At 71.6% G+C, this 19,155-nt stretch carries 19 protein-coding genes; 8 read left to right on the forward strand and 11 right to left on the reverse strand.

The features are described 5' to 3' along the window. Nucleotides 1-861 carry an FAD binding domain-containing protein gene (locus tag ACIBI9_RS05220; protein WP_397220650.1) on the reverse strand — a complete coding sequence of 287 codons (861 nt, stop codon included), beginning with the start codon at nt 859-861 and terminating at the stop codon, nt 1-3. 85 nt (nt 862-946) lie between these two features. Between ACIBI9_RS05220 and ACIBI9_RS05225 the strand changes: the two genes are divergently transcribed. Further along, complete coding sequence (locus ACIBI9_RS05225; protein WP_397220651.1) at nt 947-1,855, forward strand: LysR family transcriptional regulator; 909 nt, start codon at nt 947-949, stop codon at nt 1,853-1,855. A gap of 47 nt (nt 1,856-1,902) precedes the next feature. Here ACIBI9_RS05225 and eda read toward each other — a convergent pair whose 3' ends face one another. From eda to zwf, 4 genes are all read right to left on the reverse strand, one after another. Further along, the gene (eda, locus tag ACIBI9_RS05230) at nt 1,903-2,514 is read right to left on the reverse strand and encodes a bifunctional 4-hydroxy-2-oxoglutarate aldolase/2-dehydro-3-deoxy-phosphogluconate aldolase (protein ID WP_397220652.1); all 612 of its coding nucleotides are present in this window, start codon (nt 2,512-2,514) and stop codon (nt 1,903-1,905) included. A 60-nt stretch (nt 2,515-2,574) separates the two neighbouring features. Beyond that, nucleotides 2,575-3,540, reverse strand: coding sequence for a glucokinase (glk, locus tag ACIBI9_RS05235; protein ID WP_397220653.1), 966 nt, complete (start codon nt 3,538-3,540; stop codon nt 2,575-2,577). 340 nt (nt 3,541-3,880) lie between these two features. Then, nucleotides 3,881-5,824 carry a phosphogluconate dehydratase gene (edd, locus tag ACIBI9_RS05240; RefSeq protein ID WP_397220654.1) on the reverse strand — a complete coding sequence of 648 codons (1,944 nt, stop codon included), beginning with the start codon at nt 5,822-5,824 and terminating at the stop codon, nt 3,881-3,883. A 41-nt stretch (nt 5,825-5,865) separates the two neighbouring features. After that, complete coding sequence (gene zwf / locus ACIBI9_RS05245; protein WP_397220655.1) at nt 5,866-7,332, reverse strand: glucose-6-phosphate dehydrogenase; 1,467 nt, start codon at nt 7,330-7,332, stop codon at nt 5,866-5,868. A gap of 151 nt (nt 7,333-7,483) precedes the next feature. On the opposite strand from zwf, the gene ACIBI9_RS05250 reads away from it, so the two are divergent. After that, the gene (locus ACIBI9_RS05250; protein ID WP_397220656.1) at nt 7,484-8,689 is read left to right on the forward strand and encodes an ROK family transcriptional regulator; all 1,206 of its coding nucleotides are present in this window, start codon (nt 7,484-7,486) and stop codon (nt 8,687-8,689) included. A 2-nt stretch (nt 8,690-8,691) separates the two neighbouring features. Here the strand turns inward: ACIBI9_RS05250 and ACIBI9_RS05255 are convergent, their stop codons facing one another. After that, nucleotides 8,692-10,266, reverse strand: a complete 1,575-nt coding sequence (locus ACIBI9_RS05255; RefSeq protein WP_397220657.1) for an ABC-F family ATP-binding cassette domain-containing protein — start codon at nt 10,264-10,266, stop codon at nt 8,692-8,694. Between the two features lie 76 nt (nt 10,267-10,342). Between ACIBI9_RS05255 and ACIBI9_RS05260 the strand changes: the two genes are divergently transcribed. After that, entirely contained in the window at nt 10,343-10,993 is a 651-nt protein-coding gene (locus ACIBI9_RS05260) for a TetR/AcrR family transcriptional regulator (protein WP_397220658.1), read from the forward strand. Between the two features lie 22 nt (nt 10,994-11,015). Here the strand turns inward: ACIBI9_RS05260 and ACIBI9_RS05265 are convergent, their stop codons facing one another. From ACIBI9_RS05265 to ACIBI9_RS05275, 3 genes are all read right to left on the reverse strand, one after another. Next, entirely contained in the window at nt 11,016-12,404 is a 1,389-nt protein-coding gene (locus ACIBI9_RS05265; protein ID WP_397220659.1) for an MFS transporter, read from the reverse strand. A gap of 202 nt (nt 12,405-12,606) precedes the next feature. Continuing rightward, complete coding sequence (locus ACIBI9_RS05270) at nt 12,607-13,125, reverse strand: hypothetical protein (protein WP_397220660.1); 519 nt, start codon at nt 13,123-13,125, stop codon at nt 12,607-12,609. A 71-nt stretch (nt 13,126-13,196) separates the two neighbouring features. Further along, on the reverse strand, nt 13,197-13,898 hold the full coding sequence (locus tag ACIBI9_RS05275) for a DUF2470 domain-containing protein (RefSeq protein ID WP_397220661.1): 702 nt from the start codon (nt 13,896-13,898) through the stop codon (nt 13,197-13,199). Nucleotides 13,899-13,966: 68 nt separating this feature from the next. Here ACIBI9_RS05275 and rpsD point away from each other — a divergent pair, with 68 nt between their 5' ends. Together rpsD and ACIBI9_RS05285 are read left to right on the forward strand one after the other, a co-directional pair. Continuing rightward, entirely contained in the window at nt 13,967-14,581 is a 615-nt protein-coding gene (gene rpsD / locus ACIBI9_RS05280) for a 30S ribosomal protein S4 (RefSeq protein ID WP_397220838.1), read from the forward strand. 2 nt (nt 14,582-14,583) lie between these two features. Continuing rightward, nucleotides 14,584-15,810 (forward strand): low temperature requirement protein A, encoded by a 1,227-nt coding sequence (locus ACIBI9_RS05285; RefSeq protein WP_397220662.1) that lies wholly within the window; start codon nt 14,584-14,586, stop codon nt 15,808-15,810. On the opposite strand, the gene ACIBI9_RS05290 is transcribed toward ACIBI9_RS05285, so the two are convergent. Beyond that, on the reverse strand, nt 15,793-16,572 hold the full coding sequence (locus ACIBI9_RS05290; protein ID WP_397220663.1) for an ion transporter: 780 nt from the start codon (nt 16,570-16,572) through the stop codon (nt 15,793-15,795). The genes ACIBI9_RS05285 and ACIBI9_RS05290 overlap by 18 nt on opposite strands. A 120-nt stretch (nt 16,573-16,692) precedes the next feature. Here ACIBI9_RS05290 and ACIBI9_RS05295 point away from each other — a divergent pair, with 120 nt between their 5' ends. Beyond that, nucleotides 16,693-17,001, forward strand: coding sequence for a DUF4190 domain-containing protein (locus ACIBI9_RS05295; protein WP_397220664.1), 309 nt, complete (start codon nt 16,693-16,695; stop codon nt 16,999-17,001). Here ACIBI9_RS05295 and ACIBI9_RS05300 read toward each other — a convergent pair. Beyond that, complete coding sequence (locus tag ACIBI9_RS05300) at nt 16,957-17,622, reverse strand: TetR/AcrR family transcriptional regulator (protein ID WP_397220665.1); 666 nt, start codon at nt 17,620-17,622, stop codon at nt 16,957-16,959. The genes ACIBI9_RS05295 and ACIBI9_RS05300 overlap by 45 nt on opposite strands. Before the next feature lie 66 nt (nt 17,623-17,688). Between ACIBI9_RS05300 and ACIBI9_RS05305 the strand changes: the two genes are divergently transcribed. Together ACIBI9_RS05305 and ACIBI9_RS05310 are read left to right on the forward strand one after the other, a co-directional pair. Then, nucleotides 17,689-18,429, forward strand: a complete 741-nt coding sequence (locus ACIBI9_RS05305) for an ABC transporter ATP-binding protein (RefSeq protein ID WP_397220666.1) — start codon at nt 17,689-17,691, stop codon at nt 18,427-18,429. Further along, the gene (locus ACIBI9_RS05310) at nt 18,429-19,154 is read left to right on the forward strand and encodes an ABC transporter permease (RefSeq protein ID WP_397220667.1); all 726 of its coding nucleotides are present in this window, start codon (nt 18,429-18,431) and stop codon (nt 19,152-19,154) included. Before ACIBI9_RS05305 ends, ACIBI9_RS05310 begins: the two co-directional genes overlap by 1 nt. Nucleotide 19,155: the final 1 nt, after the last annotated feature.

Raw genomic sequence — 19,155 nt, forward strand, 5'->3', positions numbered from 1 at the left:
TCAGATCCTCCCTGCGGCTCTGGCCAGCGCGCGCCGGGTCAGCTCGGCGGCCAGGTGGCGCTTGTAGTCGGCGGGGCCGCGCTGGTCGGCGTGGGGGTCGCAGTGCTCGGCGGCGATCCGGCCCGCCACCGCGAACGCCTCCTCGCCGGGCTGCCTGCCCTCCAGGTAGCTCTCGGCCTCGGGGGCGCAGAAGTGCTCGGCGCCGACCGCGGTCAGCCCGATGCCCGCCCGCGCGATCAGGCCGTCCCGCACGGTGACGACCGCTCCGGCCGCGGCGACCGGCCAGTCGCCCACGCGCCGCTCGACCTTCTCGTACGCGCTGCCCGTGCCCGCCGTGATCGGCACGCGGAGCTGGACCAGCAGCTCGTCCGGCGCGACGGCGGTCTCGTACGGGCCGCGGTGGAAGTCCCTGATCGGCACGGTACGCTGACCGCCCGCGCCCTGGATGACCGCCCGCGCCCGCAGCGCCGAGAACACGGCGGACAAATCCTCGGAAGGGTCGCCCTGGCACAACGACCCGCCAACGGTCCCCCGATTTCTCACTATTGGGTCGGCAATAACTCGCTCCGCATCCCGAAATATCGGGAAAAGGTTGGTGGCGGTGGTGCTGTCCAGCAGCTCTGCGTGCCGTACCAGCGCGCCAATGGCCAGTTCGTCACCCTCGACGGCGATCCGCCCCAGCTCGGCCAGCCCGTTGATGTCGATCAACGCCTCCGGCTGGGCCAGGCGGAGCTTCATCATGGGGATGAGGCTGTGCCCACCTGCGACGATCCTGGCCTCGGGGCCGTAGCGCGCCAGCAGTTCGAGCGCGTGCGGCACGCTGTCCGCTCTCTCGTATTCGAATCTCGCGGGAACCTGCATGACTGCACATTGCTGGCACCGATTTGTCCCGACAATCCGCAAATAAGGGATTCCTTAATGAGCGCCGGAGAACTATGAAGGGGGGATGACACTCAGCCAGCTCGGGGCGTTCGTTTTCGTCGCGCGTCTGGGATCTGTCAAGGCGGCGGCACGGGCGCTGGGCGTGAGCGAGCCCGCGGTCTCCCAGTCGCTGGCCCAGCTCCGCAGGCACCTCGGCGACCCGCTGCTGACCCGTACCGGCGACCGGATGGTGCTGACCGAGGGCGGGCGGCGCCTGCTCGGGATCGCCGCACAGATCGTCGCGCTCGGCGCGGAGGCGGTCGCCGCCGTCCAGCCGGGCCGCGTCGCCGGGCTGCACGTGGTCATGGACGCCGGCCTCGCCGAGTACGTGGCCGGGCCGCTCGTCTGCCTCTTCACGCAGCGCAAGTCGGTGGACGCCACCACCGGCGTGGCGGCCACGGCCGAGATCCCGCTCCTGCTGTCCAGCCGCCTGGCCGACGTCGCGCTCGGGGCCCAGGCGACCGGCGAGGGCCTGGTGAGCCGCCCGGTCCTGCGCTGCCGCCTCATCGTGGTCGGCTCACCCCGCGGCCGCCGCGACCAGTGGCTGGTGGGCCCCTCCGGGACGGACCCGCTGAGCGACACGAGCCGGCTGCTGCGGCTGCTGCGGGTCCCGGAATCCCAGGTACGGGTCTTCGCGAACCAGACGGCCGCCTGGAAGGCCGCCGCCGAAGGTTCCGGGGTGGCGCCCGCCACGGCCCACCTGGTGGCCTCCCAGTTACGCAGGGGTGAGCTGGTGGCCATCGAGACCGCCGCCACCCCGCTGGCCGCGTACTGGTACGCCACGACCCTTGAGCCGCCGAACCGGTCGGTGGCCGCGGGCACCTTCCTGGACTTCCTCACGACCCCGGCCGCCACCCAGGTCATGCGCACCCCGGACGACGGCATCCCCCGCAGCCGCTTCCGCCCCCCGATCCACGTGTCGATCTGGAGCTGAGCTCTCCCCGTAGAACCGGACCAGGATGTCGCCCATTACCGCCGTACTCAGCGCAGAGCCGCGGCCTCCGAGGCGAGCTTCTCGACGCGGCCCCAGTCGCCGGAGGCCAGTGCGTCGGCCGGGGTCAGCCAGGTGCCGCCGACACAGCCGACGTTCGGCAGCGCGAGGTAGTCGGCCGCCGTGGTCACCCGGATCCCGCCCGTCGGGCAGAACCGCACGTCCGGCAGCGGCCCGGCCAGCGACTTGAGGTAAGGGATGCCGCCCGCGGCCTCGGCGGGGAAGAACTTCAGCTCCTTGACCCCGCGCTCGACCAGCGCCATCACCTCGGACACGGTGGCCGCTCCCGGCAGGTAGGGGACGCCGCTCGAATCCATCGCCTCGATCAGCGAGAGAGTCGTGCCGGGCGACACCAGGAACCTCGCCCCGGCGGCCACCGACGCCGAGATGTCCTCCGAGCTGCGGATGGTCCCCGCGCCCACGGTCGCCTCGGGCACCTCGGCCGCGATCCTGGCGATGGCCTCGCGCGCGGCCGGGGTCCGCAGGGTCACCTCGATGACCGGCAGGCCGCCGGCGACCAGCGCCCTGGCCATCGGCACGGCGCTCTCCACGTCGTCGATCACCACGACGGGGATCACCGGGGCGAGATCGAGCAAGCTCATGAGTTTTCTTCTCCTCGTCGGCCCGTTGACGGCCGTCTAGTCACGTACAGGTCCGCACGGTCATCCCACCAGTTCCCGGCGGGCGCGCTGGGCCAGCCAGGCCGCCGCGCCCGTCAGCGCCGGCTGCGGGGCGACGATCAGCGCGGTGCCGATGGCCTCCAGGTAGTGGGCCATGTCCGGATTTGCGGTGAAGCGCGTCCGGAAGCTGCTGGTGCGTACGCGTTCCACGATACGGGGGAGCACGCCGCCGCCCAGATACACCCCGCCCCTCGCACCGAGAGTCAGGGCCACGTTCCCGGCGAAGCTGCCCAGCATCCCGCAGAACACCTCCACCGTCTCCGCGCACAGCGAGTCGTCCAGCCGCGCCACGATGTCCGAGGCGGTCAGGTCGGGGGCGGCGACGCCGTTCACCTGGGCGAGCGCCCGGTGCAGCCGGACCAGCCCGGGCCCGGACAGCACGTGCTCGGCCACCACGTGCGGCAGCCCCTGTGACCGCAGGGCCTGGACGATCTCCAGCTCCCGCCGGTCCACCACGGGCACCGTGACGTGACCGCCCTCGCCCGGGATCGGCGTCCAGCCGTGCTCGGCCGGCACCAGCCCGCCCACGCCGAGGCCGGTCCCCGGCCCCAGCACTGCCTTGACCCCGTGGCCCGGCTCGGGGCCGCCCAGCGAGACCAGGTCCTCGCCCTCCAGGTGCGGCAGCGACACCGCCAGCGCCTCGAAGTCGTTGAGCAGCACCGCGTACGGCACGTCGAGATCCCGTACGGACCCGGCCCACGCGGAGTTCGTGAGCCGGTAGCGGTCGCCGTCGATCGGCCCGGCCACGGCCAGGCACGCCGCCCCCGGTCGCACTCCGCCCGCGTGTTGCGCGAGATAGGCGGCCACGGCTTCGGGGAGGGTTTCGTAGTCGGCCCCGGCCAGGACCGCGACGTTCACCGGCCGCGCTCCCAACGAGGTGACCAGGCCGAACCGGGCGTTGGTCCCGCCGATGTCGGCGACCAGCCACGGAAGGTCAAAGGCACTCACCGCATACCTCCGGCATCCAGGGCGGCGTCAAGATCGCTCGCCATCGGGTCTGTTGAGGGGGCTGCCGGATTCACCCGGCGGGGGTATCGCGCCCCGGATACGGTTCTCGGGTTCAAAACGGGCAGGGCTTGTCCGTCGCTTACCCCAGTTGGGGAAAGCGAGAAGCCGATCCCTCTGGGGAGCGGAGGAGTCACATACCGAAGGATCCCACGGTGACCCGGATCGGGTGGTGAGCCCCATCCGCTGTCTCACACCCGCCTGTCGCACGCCGCGGGACTCGCGTCGCGCGACAAGCGGGTGTGCGTGGGGAGCCGCTGTTCGCCGTACCAGCAGCGAGGTGTCATCGGGCCAGCCCGGCGTGCTGGGCGCCGACCGGGGCGCCCGTCTCCAGGTGGGAGACGCCGGCCTCGGCGAGGAAGCCCAGGCCGGGGCCGTGGTCGGGCGACTCGGCGCCGCTGACGCCGAAGATCCCGGCGCCCTGCTCCGCGTGGCCCGCCATCCGGCGGAAGGCCGCGAACAGCTCGCGCCCGGTCCCCACCCACTGCGCGTCGCTCAGCGGGCGGCCCTCCGGCACGCGCCGGGCCAGCTCCTCGGCGGGCACCTGCAGCTCCAGCGTCCCCGCTGCCGAGTCCAGCCTGATCATGTCGCCGTCCCGCACCAGGGCGATCGGCCCGCCGTCGGCGGCCTCGGGCGACAGGTGGATGGCCGCGGGCACCTTGCCGGACGCGCCCGACATGCGGCCGTCCGTGACGATCGCCACCCGCTGCCCCCTGTCGAGCAGCACGGCCAGCGGGGGCGTGAGCTTGTGCAGCTCGGGCATGCCGTTCGCGCTCGGCCCCTGGTAGCGGATGACCGCCACGAAGTCCTGCCCGTCGAGCTCGCCCGCCTCGAACGCCCGCAGCAGCTCCAGTTGGTCGTCGAACACCTTGGCCGGCGCCTCGATCACCAGGTGCTCCGGCTTGACCGCCGAGACCTTGGAGACGGCCCGGCCCAGGTTGCCCGACAGCATGTGGATCCCGCCGTCCGGCGAGAACGGCGCCGCGACCGGGCGCAGCACGTCCAGGTCGGAGCTGCCGCCGGTGACCGGCGCCCAGACCAGCTCGCCGTCGACCAGCTCGGGAGCCTCGCGGTAGCGGTCGAGGCCGCGCCCGGCCACGGTCATGACGTCCCCGTGCAGCAGGCCCTCGTCCAGCAGGTCGCCGATGAGGACCTGCATGCCGCCGGCGTCGCGGAAGTGGTTCACGTCCGCCTGACCGTTCGGGTAGATCTTGGTGAGGGACGGCACGACGCCCGACAGGCGGGCGAAGTCGTCCCAGGTCAGCGCGATGCCGGCGGCGGCGGCCATGGCGACCAGGTGGATCGTGTGGTTCGTGGAGCCGCCGGTGGCCAGCAGGGCGACGCAGGCGTTCACGATGGCCTTCTCGTCGACCAGCTCGCCGATCGGCGTGTACTCCGAGCCGTGCGCGGTGATCTCCACGGCACGGCGCCCGGCCGCCTCGGTGAGGGCGTGGCGCAGCTCGGTGTGCGGGTTGACGAAGGTCGAGCCGGGCAGGTGCAGGCCCATGACCTCCATCAGCGCCTGGTTGGAGTTGGCGGTGCCGTAGAAGGTGCAGGTGCCGGGGGAGTGGTACGACTTCGACTCGGCGTCGAGCAGCTCCTGGCGGCCCACCTTGCCCTCGGCGAAGAGCTGGCGGGTGCGCGCCTTGACCTTGTTCGGCAGGCCCGAGGCCATGGGCCCGGCCGGGACGAAGATCGCGGGCAGGTGCCCGAAGTGCAGCGCCCCGATGAACAGGCCGGGCACGATCTTGTCGCACACGCCCAGCAGCAGCGTCGAGTCGAACATGTCGTGCGACAGCGCGATCGCCGTGGCCATCGCGATCACGTCGCGGCTGTAGAGGGACAGCTCCATGCCGGCCCGCCCCTGCGTGATGCCGTCGCACATCGCGGGCACGCCGCCCGCCACCTGGGCCACGCCGCCGGCCTTGCGCACCGCGGCCTTCAGCTCCGGCGGGTACGTCTCGTACGGCTGGTGCGCCGAGAGCATGTCGTTGTAGCTCGTCACGATCGCCACGCCCGGCTTGGCCGTGCCGCGCAGCGCGAGCTTGTCGTCGGCGGGCGCGCCCGCGAAGCCGTGCGCCAGGTTCGCGCAGCCGAGGTGGGCGCGGGCCGGGCCCTTCGCCCTGGCGGCCTCGCCGTCGCGCCGGATGCGCGCCAGGTACGCGGCCCGGCTGGTGGCGCTCCGCTCGGCGATGCGGTCGGTGACGTCCTGGATGACGGGGTTCACGGTGTCTCCTTCGTCGGGTCCCTGAACCCGGAATCGATTGTTCACGCGTCCTCCTCGTGCCACTCGCGACCGCTGCGGCCGAGCAGTTCGTGGGCTCCTGCGGGGCCGGTGGTCCCGGCGGGGTAGGGCTCGGGCAGGTCCCCGGACGACTCCCAGGTCGACAGGATCGGGTCGATCCAGCGCCAGGCCGCCTCCACCTCGTCACGCCGCATGAACAGCGTCGGGTTCCCGGCCAGCACGTCCGTCAGCAGCCGCTCGTACGCCTCCGGCACCCGCGCGGTGAACGTCTTGCCGAAGCTCAGCGACATCGGCACCGGCTTCAGCGTCACCTCGCCCGCGCCCGGCTCCTTGGCCATGATGTGCAGCTCGATGCCCTCTTCCGGCTGCAGGCGCAGCACCAGGCGGTTCGGCGTGCCGCCAGGGAAGATGGAGTGCGGCACGTCCTTGAACTGCACCACGATCTCCGACCTGCGGTACGGCATCCGCTTGCCGGTCCGCAGGTAGAACGGCACTCCCGCCCACCGCCAGTTCTTGATCTCGGCCCGGATCGCGGTGAACGTCTCCACCCGCTGCGAGGCCTCCGTCGGCGGCGTGGAGGCGGGCTCGTCGAGGTAGCCCGGCATCCCGTCGGCCTCGGTGTACTGGCCCCGCACGGTGAAGCGGTCGACCTCCGTGCCCGTGATAGGGCGCAGCGCCTGCAGGACCTTGACCTTCTCGTCGCGGATGGCCTCGCGGTCGTTGCGGGCCGGCGGCTCCATCGCGGTCAGCGTGAGGAGTTGGAGCAGGTGGTTCTGCACCATGTCGCGCAGCGCGCCCGCGTGGTCGTAGTAGCCGCGCCGGCCCGGCGTGCCGACGGTCTCGGCGGCGGTGATCTGGACGTGGTCGATCCACAGGGAGTTCCAGATCGGCTCGAGGAAGGCGTTGGCGAAGCGCAGGACCAGCAGGTTCTGGACGGTCTCCTTGCCCAGGTAGTGGTCGATGCGGAAGATCTGGCGCTCGTCGAAGATGGCGCCGACCTCGTCGTTGATGCGCTGCGCGCTCGGCAGGTCGTGGCCCAGCGGCTTCTCCAGCACCACGCGCGAGCTCGGCGTCACCAGCCCGGCCTCCTCCAGCTCGCGGCAGAAGGGGCCGAACGTCCGGGGCGGGCTGGCCAGGTAGAAGACCCGGTCGCGCTGCTCGTGCCCGGCCAGCAGCCGGGTCAGCGATCCCCAGCCGGACTTGTCGGCGCCTCCGACGTCGACCGACACGTGGTGCAGGCGGCCGAGGAAGCGCTGCCACATAGCGGGGTCGTCGATCGGGACCCGGTCGCGTACCTCGGCGTCCACCTTGCCGCGGAAGTCGGCGTCGGTCAGGCCGCCCCTGGACATGGCGATGACGCGGGTCTCCGGGGAGAGCCGGCCGTCCCTGTCGCTGTGGTAGAGCGCCGGGAGCAGCTTGCGCATGGACAGGTCGCCGGTCCCGCCGAAGACGACGAGGTCGGCGGTGTGGGCGGGGCTGGTTGTCGACACGGGGGACACGGTTACGGGCTCCGATGATCTACCAAGCAGGGACAGAACGGACACTAACGAGAGTTTGGGTCCCACACAAGCGGAGTTTTGGCATTTGAGATAAAAAAGTCGGGACTTTTCATGACCTAACCCCATGTGATTCACTTGGCCGATGCCTCGACGTACCGCCGCGACCCTTGCCACGAGTGGCGAGGTGCTCCGCCTCATCCGCACCGGAGAGGCCGTGACGCGGGCCGATTTGGGCCGGGTGACCGGTCTGTCGCGCCCCGCGGTGCAGCTGCGCGTGGGTGAGCTGCTGGAACGCGGCCTGGTCGTGGAGCGCGACGACGCCCCGTCCACGGGCGGGCGGCCGCCGGTCCGGCTGGAGTTCAACGCCGCGGGCGGCGTGGTGCTGGTGGCGGCGCTCGGCGCCAGCCGCACCCGGGTGGCCGTCTGCGACCTGGCCGGGCAGGAGCTGGCCGGGCGCGAGTTCGCGATGGACGTGGAGCAGGGACCCGACGTCGTGCTCCCGGTGATCATGGATTCCTGGGACGAGCTGCTCGGCGACCGGCCCCGCTCGATGCTCAGAGGCGTCGGGATGGGCGTGCCGGCCACGGTCGAGTTCGCGCAGGGGCGCGCCGAGAGCGCCCGCGTGATGGCCTCGTGGACCGGCGTGGTGATCCCGCCGATCATCCGCGAGCGCTTCCCCGTCCCCGTGCTCGTGGACAACGACGTGAACGTGCTGGCCATCGGCGAGCACCGCGGCGCCTACCCCGACCTGGACGACCTGATGTTCGTGAAGATCTCGACGCGGATCGGCGCGGGCGTGATCGCCGGGGGCGGCATCCTGCGCGGCGCGCTGGGCGCGGCGGGCGAGATCGGGCACATCCCCGTGCTCGACGGCGGCGACGTGCTGTGCCGTTGCGGCAACACCGGCTGCGTCGACTCGGTGGCCAGCGGCACCGCGCTGCTGCGCGACCTGCGGGCGCAGGGCAAGGACGTCAAGACGATCGCGGACGTGACCGCGCTGGTGCGCGCGGGCGACGCCGAGACGATGGCCACGGTGCGCGAGGCCGGACGCCGGATCGGCGAGGTGCTGGCAGGGGCGGTCAACATCCTCAACCCGTCGGTGGTGGTGCTGGGCGGCGACGTGGCCGAGGCGTTCGGGCCGCTGGTGTCGAGCATCCGCGAGGTCGTCTACCGCCGCTCCACGGCCCTGGCCACCCGGCGGCTGCGCATCGAGCCGAGCCGGCTGGGGGCGGGCGCGGGCATCAGCGGGTGCGCGGTGATGGTGCTCGACCACGTGCTCTCGCCGGATGCCGTGGACGAGACCATGACGATCACGACCCTGCGCCGCGAGCGCGTCGCCGCCCAGTAACGTCAGAGGTCCCAGCGGGGGACGTCGCTCTCCCGTACGAGCCCGTCCGCGCCGAAGACCAGATGGCGATCGAGGTCGGCGGCGAACCAGCGGTCGTGCGTGACCGCCAGCACCGTCCCCTCGAACCCCGCGAGTCCCTGCTGGAGCGCCTCCGCGCTGGCCAGGTCGAGGTTGTCCGTCGGCTCGTCGAGCAGCAGCAGCGTGGCCCCCGACAGCTCCAGCAGCAGGATCTGCAGCCGGGCCTGCTGCCCGCCCGACAGCGTCTCGAACGGCTGGCCGCCCGCCGGAGCCAGCTCGTAGCGGGCCAGCGCCGCCATCGCCTCGTTGCGGGTCAGCGCGTACTCCCGCATCACCACGTCGGCGGCGGCCCGCCCGAGCAGGTCGGGTCGTGCGTGGGTCTGCGTGAAATGCCCGGCTGACACCCTGGCGCCCAGGCGGGCCACACCGGTGTGCGCGATCGGCTCGCCGGCCAGCAGACGCAGGAAGTGGGACTTGCCGGTGCCGTTCTGGCCCAGCACGCCGACCCGCTCGCCGTACCAGACCTCGGTGGAGAACGGCCGCAGCAGCCCGGTGAGCTCCAGGTCCTCGCAGGTCACCGCCCGCTTCCCGGTGCGCCCGCCGCGCAGCCGCATCCGGACGTTCTGCTCCTGCGGCGCGCGCTGCGGCGGCCCCGCCCGCTCGAACCGCTCCAGCCTCGTGACCGCCGACTGGTACGCCCCCGCCAGCGCGTCGTTGTTCGCCGAGCGCTGGCGCAGCGTGTGGACCAGCCGGCGCAGCCTGGCCCGCTCGTCCTCCCAGCGCCGGCGCAGCTCTTCGAGGCGCTCCTTGCGCCGCCTGCGGGCCTCGGCGTACGTCGCGAACCCGCCGCCGTGCACCCACACCCCGCGCCCTTCCACGGTGATGATCCGGTCTGCGGCCTCGGCCAGCAGCTGCCGGTCGTGCGAGACGAGCAGCACCGTCTTGGCCGAGCCCCTGATCGCCCGCTCCAGCCACTGCTTGGCCCGCACGTCCAGGTAGTTGTCGGGCTCGTCCAGCAGCAGCACCTCGTCCGGCCCGCGCAGCAGCGCCTCCAGCATGAGCCGCTTCTGCTCCCCGCCGGACAGCGTGCCCAGCGCCCTGTCCTTGACCCGTTCGTACGGCAGCCCCAGAGCCTCGGTGGCGCACACGTCCCACACCACCTCCAGCTCGTAGCCGCCCGCGTCGGCGTAGTCGGCGATGGCCTGGGCGTAGGCGAGCTGGACGGGCTCGTCGTCGCTGCGGGCGATCGCCGCCTCGGCCGCCTCCATCGCGGCGGCGGCCTCGCGGACACGCCTAGGGGCGACGCCGATCAGCAGGTCGTGCACGATGCCCGCGCCGAGGAACTGCCGCATCACCCCGATCCCGCCGCTGCTCGCGACGCGGCCGTCCGACGGGGCCAGCTCGCCCGCGATCAGCCGCAGCAGCGTGGTCTTGCCCGCGCCGTTCGGCCCGACGAGCGCCGCCTTGGCGCCGGCGCCCACTTTGAAGGACGTCTCCAGCAGCAGCGGCCGCCCGTCCGGCAGCAGGTACGTCAGCCCGCTCACCTCGATGTGCCCCATGACGGCCACCTCCACTCGATCGTTGTTCCACCACTAGACCATTGATCCAGTCTCTCGAACAACGTATTATCTCCGAGTGGGAACCGTGTGGTCGCGCCCCCAGAAGGCGCCGAGGCAGACGCTGACGCTCGACCGGATCGTGGCCGAGGCGGTCGCGCTCCTCGACGAGGAAGGCGTGGGCCGGCTGACCATGCGCCGCCTGGCCGAGCGGCTCGACACCGGCTCGACCACGCTCTACTGGCACGTCAAGACCAAGGACGACGTCCTCGACCTGGCCCTGGACGCCGTCTTCGGGGAGGTGCGCCGGCCGGCGGGCGGCTCCGGGTGGCAGGAGGCCGTACGCGAGCTGATCGGCGGTTGGCGCGCGGCCCTGCTGCGGCACCCGTGGTCGGCCACCATCCTCGACCGCCCCCTCATGGGCCCGAACGCGCTGGAGCGCACCGAGTTCCTCTACGCGACGCTGGCCGCCGCCGGCTTCGCCGCCCCCAAGGCCGCCGCCTACAGCCTGTCCAACTACGTGATGGGCTCGGTCGTCATGCAGGTGACCTGGCAGGACCGCGACCGGGACGACACCGGCGACTTCCTCAGGGAGCGCGCCGACCGCTACCCGGCCCTCGCCGAGCACGGCCTCGACCACGCGTGGGACGCCACGTTCGACGAGGGCCTCGGCTACCTCCTGGACGGCATGGAGCAGTCCCGCAGACGCGAAGACGGCCGGCTCGGGTGAGCCGGCCGTCTTCGGGAGTTCGTCAGTCCTCGCGGGCCTGCTTCGGGAGCATCAGCCCGACCGCGAACGTCGTGGCGATCATCCCGGCGGCCACCCACAGCGTGATCGTGACGCTGCCGGTGCCGAAGTAGAGGGTGCCCAGCACGGCCAGGCCCAGCGCCCCGCCCACCTGCTGGAGCGCGGTCAGCGCGCCGGAGGCGGAGCCGGTCTCCTGCGGCTCGACGGCGGCCATCACGATGCTGAAGTACGGGCTCATGATCAGACCGCTGCCCAGCCCGGCCACCACCAGCGCCGGGGCGAGCTGCCAGGGCGAGACCCCGGGGGAGACGACGGCGATCACACCGGTCACGCCGAGCCCCATGACGATCGCGCCGGCCAGCAGCACCTTGCGGCCGTGCCTCCGGGCGGCCTGCGCGACGCCCATGCCCGCGATCATGCCCAGCGACGAGGGCACGCTGGTCAGCGCCGCCTTGAGCGGGGAGTAGCCCAGGCCGAGCTGGGTGTAGAGGCCGATCACGAGGAAGAACCCGGTGAAGGCGGCGAAGTAGATCGTGCCGGTCGCCATGCCGGAGACGAACGCCCGCTTGCCGAACAGGCTGGGCGCCACCAGCGGGTCACCGCCGCGCCGGGCCCTGCGCTTCTCGTAGGCCGCGAAGACCGCGAACACCGCGGCGGAGGCCGCCATCATCGCGAACGCCCATGCCGGCCAGCCGCTCTCGCGCCCCTGGACCAGCGGGAAGACCATGAGAACGGTGCCCGCGGAGGCCAGCGCGGCGCCCGGCAGGTCGAGCCGCACACCCTTGACCGGGCGGGAGGCGGGCAGGAAGCGCAGGGCGGCCAGCGCGGCGGCGGTGCCGATCGGCAGGTTGATCAGGAAGATCAGCCGCCAGTCGACGCCGGTCAGCGCGCCTGCCAGGATGGGCCCGCCCACCGCGGACAGCCCCATGACCGGCCCGAACATCCCCATCGCGACCGCCAGCTCCTTGGGCGGGAACATCTCCTTCATCAGCCCCATGCCCTGGGGGATCATCGCCGCCCCGAACAGCCCCTGCACGACCCGGGCCGCGATGATCGTCTCGGGGGAGGCGGCCAGGGCGCACAGCAGCGACCCGACGGTGAACCCGATGACGCCGATGAGGAACATGCGCTTGCGCCCCACGATGTCCCCGAGCCGCCCGCCGGTCAGCAGGCCCGCGGTCATGGCGAGGGTGTAGGCCGCGCCGAGCCACTGGATCAGGGAGGCGCCGCCGCCGAGGTCGGCCCGCATCGTCGGGCCCGCGACGTTGGTGACGGTCGCGTCGAGCAACTCCATCACCGAACCGGCGAGGACCACCGCGAGCGCGGGCCAGCGCCACTTGTAGGGCGCGGGTGCGACGGGCGTCTGCGCGGGGCGGGTGTCGAGGACGGTCATTCACGGCCTCCTGAATCGGAACGGCTTGTTCTGTTCCAGAATAGCAGAACGGAATGCTTCATTCCACAACCAGGCCAAGATTCTTCGTAAGAGTGCGCGTCGTCACGGCGAGCAGCCCGTGAGCCTTCACGACCGGCCATGACAGACGGCAACGGGGGTCGGCGCGTGCGGCCCACCGTGCGCAGCCGTAAAAAAGAGGGGTTTAGTGCTTTTTGGGGTGCCGCGTCTGACCGGGCGGAACGTGAGTGCGGCCGGGCGGCGTGGCGGCGGTGGGGGGTGGCGCCACGGACGAGCGGGTCGGCTGCACCGCCGGGGTAACCGTGACCTGCGCAGGCGTGGGCGTACGGGAAGCCGGGGCGGGGGTCGGGCGCGTGGAGTTTGTCCGCCGTGGGGTCGGGCGCGCCGAGAGTGCCTGCTTCGGAGTGGGGCGGCGCGCGACGGAGGAATGCGCCGGATGCGCGGAGGGGCCGAGGACGGTGGGCGCCGTGCGCAGGCGGGATTCGGTGGCGACCGGGATGGAGCCGTCGCGGGCGCCGGGGCCGGTGCGGTGCCAGTCGACCGCGTCCAGCCGCGTGCCGGTGGACGCCCCGCCCACCAGGATCCCCGCCGAGGCCAGCATGAGCGTGCCGATCAGCGCGCCGGCGATCATCAGTATCCGCCCCCGCCGCCCGCTCTCGTCGGCGAACTGGTGGGGTTCCGATGATCGCTCCGTGCCAGTCACGCCTCAAATGCTAGAGAGGTGCCGCCGATGCCAGGGCCGATCCGGACAAATCGGAGAGCCAATTGTGATCATCAACAGGAGCACAGCAGCCCGCGCAGCGCCGTCTCCAGGCACAGGTCGGAGCGGGCCGGGGTCGGCCACGGGAAGCGGATCAGCGCCTCGTCCACCCGCACGGTCGCCCCGAACCGGTCCAGCTCCCACAGCCACACCTCGCCGGCCTCCTCACCGAGCTGCCGGGACACGCCGGCGGTGAGCTGCGCCCGGTGCGAGGCGTTGACGTGCGCGAGCACCCGCTCGGCCGTCTCCGCCAGCGGGTCCGGCGTCGCGCCCAGGTAGTCGTCGGCGTCCAGCAGCCCCGACTCCTGCCCGGTCAGGTACACGACCTGCCCCACGTCCAGCCGCAGCAGCCGGGGCGCGGAGCGCTCCCCGAACCGTTCGAGCGCGTCGAACAGGCTCTCGTCGGCGCTGTGGGCTGCCACCGCGACCGCCGCGCCACGCGCCTCGCTCTCCGGCACGGCCTCCGCCCACCCCTGCACCTCCAGCAACCCGCGGGGATGGGTGGCGTCGCCCAGTTGCCGCATCGCCGTCAGGTTCACCGCAACGACGGCGTCCTCGCGCAGGGGGTGCAGGGGCTCGCCAGGCAGCACCAGGAGCACGGGCCGGCCGCGCTCGTCCACGCCTCCCCGGGCCGGCGAGGGGGCTCCGTCGACCGACAGCTTGGCGACGCTCGCGGTCGCGGCGAGGGTGCGGACCCGCTCGGGGATCGGCAGCATGGGCCCTCCGTTTCAATGATAGGTTAGGCTTCCCTAAGTAAGGATTACCTAATCACATTGAGGTGAACGTGCGCTACACCGGTCCCAAGGTGCGACTGTCGCGTCGCGCGGGCGTCCCGCTGACCAGGAAAGCCGTCCGCTACTTCGAGCAGCGCCCCTATCCGCCGGGCGAGCACGGCCGCAAGACCAACCGCCGCAGCACCGGCGACTACGGGCTGCGGCTGATGGAGAAGCAGAAGCTGCGCTGGTACTACGACGTGTCGGAGCGGCAGCTGCGCCGCTACTGGGACCTCGCCGTCCGCAAGTCGGGCGCGTCCGGCGCCGAACTGGTCACGCTGCTGGAGAGCCGCCTGGCCTCGCTCGTGCTGCGCGCCGGGCTGGCGCCGTCCATCTACGCGGCGCGGCAGTACATCAACCACGGCCACATCGCCGTGGACGGCCGCAAGGTGGACATCCCCAGCTACCTCGTCAAGCCCGGCCAGGTGGTCACGGTGCGGGAGCGGTCCCGCAAGATGCAGCCGTTCGTGGCCGCCGCCGAAGGGATCTACGCCGACGAGCGCATCGCGCCCTACCTTTCCGTGGACCACGCCAACCTGACGTTCACGCTGGTGAACCGCCCCGAACGCGGGCAGATCGTGGTGCCCGTGGAGGAGCAACTCGTCGTGGAGTTCTATTCTCGTTAGCCGTGAGTGAACCGGTAGAGCGTCACGCGAGTTGGTTAGAGCTGTTCTTCGACCTGGTGGTCGTCGTGGCGGTGGCGCAGCTCGCCCACCGCCTGGAGCACCCGACGTGGGAGAACGTCGCGTTGTTCGCGGTGCTCTACTACGCGGTGTGGAGCGTGTGGACGACGCTGACGCTCTATTCGAACGCCGAGGCCGAGCGCACCCGCACCCGCGGCATGCTGATCGGCATGTTCGGCATCGCGGTGATGGCCGCGGCCGCGCCCGACGTGGCGCACGTGCTGGAGGCGACCGGCGACACGCATGACGGCTGGTTCATCGCCGCCTACATCACCTGCAGGGTCGCCGCCTCGCAGACCCTGCAGCGCTCCGGCACGATCCTGACGGCGTGGCCGGCCGCCCAGCTCGGCGCGGGCCTGATCCCGTGGTTCGCCTCCATCGGCGTCCAGGGCCCGGGGCGCTACTTTCTGTGGGGGCTGGGCGCCGTACTCGACATGATCTTCTCCGTGCTCCAGAGCCGCAGGCCGGAGCGCCTGATCAGCGAGATGCAGCGGCAGGCCCAGCGGCAGGCGCAGCGGCTGGAGAATCGCGACCGGAGGAGGGGCAACGGGACGGTGCTGCGCCCGGCGGCGGCGGTCAAGGCCGCCGTGCTCGACCCGGCACATCTCGGGGAGCGGCTCGGCCTGTTCGTGATCATCGTGCTCGGCGAGGCCGTCATGCAGGTCGTGATGGCCTCCTCCGGGCATTCCTGGGACCTGTCGCTCGGGCTGGCGGCGGTGGCCGGGTTCGGGCTGATCGTCTCGCTGTGGTGGCTGACCCTGCAGTACGGCGTGAGCGCGGTGCCGGGCGCGGCCGAGCGGGGGCTGCGCGCGTATGTGGCGCTGCCCGCGCACTTCGCGATGACCGCGGGCATCACCGCGACCGCGGCCGGGCTCGGCGCGGTCGCCGGTGATCCGGCCGCGCACCCGCACGGCGGCGTCGGCTGGGTGCTGGGCGCCGGTCTGGCCGTCTACTTCGCCGCCTCCGCCGTGCTCGGCGTGGCGGGAGGCGCCGAGCGGCGGTGGATCTGGGGATGGGCGCTGCCGTCCGTGGCCGCGCCGCTGGCGGTGGGCGCGGTTTCCGGGTTCCTCGCGGGCTGGGCCGTGGTCGCGCTGCTGCTGGTCGTCGCCCTGTGGCGGGTGGCCTACCGGCATGGGGGCACGGTTCAGGAGGGCTCAGCCCGGCCGGCGTAGCTCGGCGATCTCCTTGCGCAGCTCGGCCAGTTCGTCGAGGATCCGCTGGGTGTGCTCGCTGGTGTCCTCCAGCACGGCGCGCTCCTCGGCGTTCTCCTCGTCCATGGCGCTGACGACCACGGCCATGAAGAGGTTCAGGATCACGAACGTGCACACCAGGATGAAGATGGTGAAGAAGACCCAGGCCGACGGATGCCGGGTCATCACCTCCCTGGCGATGTTGCCCCAGTCGTCGCCCGTCATCGTCTGGTAGAGGGTGAACAGCGAGGTCTGCAGGCTGCCGAAGCGCTCGGGGGAGGTGCTCCCGTAGAGCTTGGTGGCCATGACGGCGGCCACGTAGAGCACCAGGCCGAGCAGCACCACGATCGAGCTCATCCCCGGCATCGCGCGCAGCAGCGCCGAGACGACGCGGCGCAGGCTGGGCACGACCGACAGCAGCCGCAGGGCACGCAGGATGCGCAGCGAGCGCAGCACGGACAGGCCGCCCGTGGCGGGCAGGAAGGCGATGGCGACGATCGCGGCGTCGAAGACGTTCCACGGGTCGCGCAGGAACCTGGAGCGCTCGACGTAGATCTTGGCGATCAGCTCGACGGCGAAGACGTACAGCGCGATGTGGTCGACCACAGTGAGCAGGTGGCCGAAGCGCGCGACGACCTGGGGGAAGGTCTCGAGACCCAGCGTGGCCGCGTTGAGCAGGATGACGCCGACGATGAACCGCTGGAAGCTTTCGCGGGCGAGGAAGGCGGCGGTGCGTTCACGCACGGGGGCAGGCTCCTAAAGGGCTTGGTCATGTGCCCCACCATGATGACGCAACATGATCAAGCCGGTGTCTGTGGTATAAAAACGCACCTGAGCGACGAATGGTGAGGGCGCCGAGCGACCATGTCCTATCCGAACTACGGTCCCTCCTACTACGGGCCGCCACCCCAGACCCACCCCCAGGGCACCACCATCCTGGTGCTGGGCATCCTGAGCCTGGTGGTCTGCACGTTCATCGGCCCCTTCGCCTGGTCGATGGGCAACCGGGCGCTGCGCGAGATCGACGAGAGCGGCTACTACTACGAGAACCGCGGCATGGTGCAGGCCGGGCGCATCTGCGGCATCGTCAGCTCGATCCTGATGATGGTCACCCTCGGCTTCGTCGTCCTAATGTTCGGGCTCATGCTGATCACCGGCGCCCTTTCCAGCTAGCAGGTCGCCGACGCCCGACTCCAGCAGGTCGAAGGCCTTCTCCGCCTGAGCCCGCAGGCCGGGCTCGATGCTCTCCCATTCCTCGCCCGCGAGGAGCCGGCGGATCGAGTGGTCGCCGAGCAGCCGCGTCGTGTTGAGGATGTGGGCGGCCACCAGCCGCGGCGTCAGATCGTCGGGGTCGGCCTCGAGCTCGTCGGCCAGCGCCTGCGCCAGCGCGCGCTCCCGCCCCTCGCCGATCTCGCGTAGCTTGGCGACCAGCGAGGGGGCCTCGCTGACGATCCTGGCGAACACGTCGGCTCCCATGTTGAGCCCGTAGCGCCAGTGGCGGGTGTCGAGGGCGTCGAGGAAGTCGCGGCGGAACGCCCGCACCACGCTCTCCCCGGGCTCGCGCTCGCGCAGCACCCGCGGGGCCAGGTCGACGGCCACCTCCTGCCGGTCGGCGAACAGGTCCTCCTTGGTGCTGAAGTAGTTGAACACCGTGTTGACCGACACGTCGGCGGCCCGCGCCACCTCGGCCACGGTCACGTTGTCGAACCCCTTGGCCATGAACAGCCCCATCGCGACGTCCGCGATGCGCTGCCTGGTCTCGCGCTTCTTCCGCTCCCGCAGCCCCTCTTGCATGCCTCCATCGTACCAAGTTTGCAGTCACACCAAAATTATGATTACCCTAATTTTGGAGGCGATGAAATGATCAGAACTTCAGGTCTGAGCAAGACCTTCGACGGCGGCGTAGAGGCCGTCAAAGGCGTCGACCTGTCGGTCGGGCCCGGCGAGATCGTCGGGTTCCTCGGTCCGAACGGCGCCGGCAAGACCACGACCATGCGCATGCTGACCACGTTGCTGCGCCCCACGTCCGGCACCGCCACGGTGGCCGGCCACGACCTGCTCGGCGACGCGAAGGAGGTGCGCAGGCGCATCGGCTACGTCTCCCAGACCGGCGGGACGTCACCGGCCTCGCCGCTGATGGCCGAGCTCGTGCTCCAGGGCATGCTGTACGGCCTGAGCAGGGCGAAGGCGGAGACCAAGACGCGGGAGGCGCTGGAGCGGCTCGAACTCACGGGCCTGGAGTCGAAGCCCGGCGCGGCGCTGTCCGGCGGTCAGCGCCGCCGCTTCGACATAGCGTTCGCCCTGCTGCACGACCCGGTCCTGCTCTTCCTCGACGAGCCCACGACGGGCCTCGACCCGCAGAGCCGGGCCAACCTGTGGGACCACATCCGCTCCCTGCGCGCCGAGCAGGGCATGACGGTCTTCCTCACCACCCACTACCTGGACGAGGCCGACGCGCTTTGCGACCGGATAGTGATCATCGATCACGGCCACATCGTGGCCGAGGGCGCCCCGGCCGAGCTCAAGACCGGCGGGCGCACCCTCGACGAGGTGTTCCTGGACATCACCGGCAGGTCGCTGCGCGAGGAGGCGGGCGTCTGATGCTGCGCGACACCTGGGTGCTGTTCCGCCACGGCGTGCGCGTCACGCTCCAGCAGAAGGTCGGCATGATCTTCGGCGCGATCCAGCCGCTGCTCTTCCTGGTGCTGTTCGGGCCCATCTTCGCTACGTTCGGCACGTGGGAGACGCTCGTCCCCGGCCTCATCGTCCAGCTCGGGCTCATGAGCATGGGGCTGGCCGGGTTCGGGGTGGTGTTCGAGAAGCGCTCCGGCGTGCTGGAGCGCATGCGCGTCACCCCGGCCAGCCGCCTGGCGCTGCTGCTCGGACGTGTGCTCAACAACGCGCTCACCATGACGATCCAGACCCTGCTGCTCCTCGTGGTCGCCTTCGCCCTCGGCCTGCGGGCTCCCGCGCTGGGGCTGGCTGCCGGGTTCGTGCTGGTGATCGTGCTGGGCAGCAGCCTGGCGGCGCTGTCGTACGCCATCGCGCTGACGATGAACGAGCACCTGTTCGCGCCCGTGATGTCCACGGCGGTGATCCCGCTGGTCCTGCTGTCCGGCTCGTTCCTGCCGATGTCGATGGCGCCGGGCTGGCTCGACGCCATCTCGCACATCAGCCCGTTCAGGTACACGCTGGAGGCGCTGCGCGACCTGTTCGAGGGGCACTACCTGACGGGCACTGTGGGCCTGGGAGTGGCCGTGACCGTGGTGTTCGCCGCGGCCAGCCTCACCATCGGGACCAGGGTCTTCAACCGGGAGAACGCCTGAT

Source organism: Nonomuraea sp. NPDC050451 (assembly GCF_044458585.1).